Source organism: Caballeronia jiangsuensis (assembly GCF_046030135.1).
In the GTDB taxonomy this organism is placed as follows: Bacteria; Pseudomonadota; Gammaproteobacteria; order Burkholderiales; family Burkholderiaceae; genus Caballeronia; species Caballeronia jiangsuensis.
Genome location: NZ_JAQQDB010000101.1, coordinates 1 through 1498 on the forward strand (window position 1 = coordinate 1; position 1498 = coordinate 1498).

Here is a 1498-nt window from a genome sequence, read left to right on the forward strand (position 1 = left end):
TAAGCCAGCGGATCATGCGCGTTCAGTTGTGCAGAGCGGATCAATGTCATGATCGCGGCCGCGCGTTTTCCGGCACGCAGAGAGCCTGCGAACAACCAGTTCGACCTTCCCAAGGCCCATGGCCGTATTTGATTTTCGACCCAGTTGTTATCCGCAGGCACATGCCCGTCATCCAGATAGCGCGTAAGCGCTTCCCAACGTTTGAGGCTGTAGTCGAGTGCTGCGGCGATCCCGGATCCGTCCGGCACACGCTGCCGTTGCGTGAGCAACCATGCATGAAGCTCGTCGGCGATGGGGCGAGCCCGCTCTTGACGCACAAGACGTCTTCTATCGGGCTCGAGTTCCGCGACGTCGCGTTCGATTTCATACAACGCGCCGAAGTATCGCAGCGCGGGCTCGGCCAGCTCGCTCTGGTGCTTGACGTGTAAATCAAAGAATTTACGACGCGCATGGGCTAGGCACCCCGTTTCCGTCACGCCGCTCTGGAAGCTGGCCTTATAGCCTCCATAGTCGTCACACGTCAGCTTGCCGCGCCACTCGCCTAGAAATGCGCGTGCATGTTCGCCAGCGCGGCTCTCGGCGAAGTCGTAGATCACAGCCTTCAGATCGGAGAACTGCGTGGTACTGTACGCCCACAGATAGGCTCGATGGGTCTTGCCCTTTCCCGGCGCAAGCATCTTTACCGGCGTCTCGTCGGCATGCAGTACCGCCTGCTGCAACACTTCTTCGCGAAGTGCATCGACCAGGGGCTGCAGGCGCACGCCACACTCGCCAACCCAGGCGCCGAGCGTCGATTGCGCGATTGCCAGACCCGCCCGCGCAAAGATGCGCTCCTGTCGATACAACGGCAGGTGATCGCTGTACTTGGCGACCAGCACCTGGGCGAGCAGGCCGGTGGTCGGGATACCCTTGTCGATCACATGAGGCGGCACCGCAGCCTGCACCAGCGTCTCGCATGCCTTGCACGCCCATTTTCCCCGGATATGCCGCTCTACCGTGAACACGCCGGGCGTGTAATCCAGCTTTTCGCTGATGTCCTCGCCGATACGAACGCGTTCGCAGCCGCACGTACAGATCGTGCTATCCGGCTCGTGATGAATGTCGGTACGTGGCAGCTCGGGAGGAAGCGGTGCCCGCTTTGGCTGTTGACGTGGGTTACCAGCCCGCTCGCCGGACTTCAGCCCCTGCAGCTCAAGCCCGATCGCCGCCAGATCCGCATCGAGCGCTTCCTCGAGCAGGCTCAGTTGCTCCTTGTTGAGCTGCTCACTGCGCCTGCCGAACTGCTGCCGTTTGATGACCGAGAGTTCGTGCGTAAGCTGGTCGATACGTGTTTGCCGGTACTGCAACTCTCTTTCTTTCTCGGCGATTTCGGCCATCAGCTTCGCGTTCAGTTCGCGTATCTGTTCGGTACTGAGGGCGTCGAGATCGGCGGGCAGTTTCATGCAGACCAGTCTGCCAGAACCCCGTACATCGGTGAAGCGAAACAGTTTACCTAGTC

Annotated in this window: 1 protein-coding gene; it reads right to left on the reverse strand. The window is 60.5% G+C overall.

What is annotated here, in order from left to right; translation table 11 throughout:
- A partial coding sequence (tnpC, locus tag PQR08_RS38505; RefSeq protein ID WP_408164459.1) for an IS66 family transposase occupies positions 1 to 1442 on the reverse strand: 1442 nt, incomplete at its 3' end.
- Between the last annotated feature and the right edge of the window lie 56 nt (positions 1443 to 1498).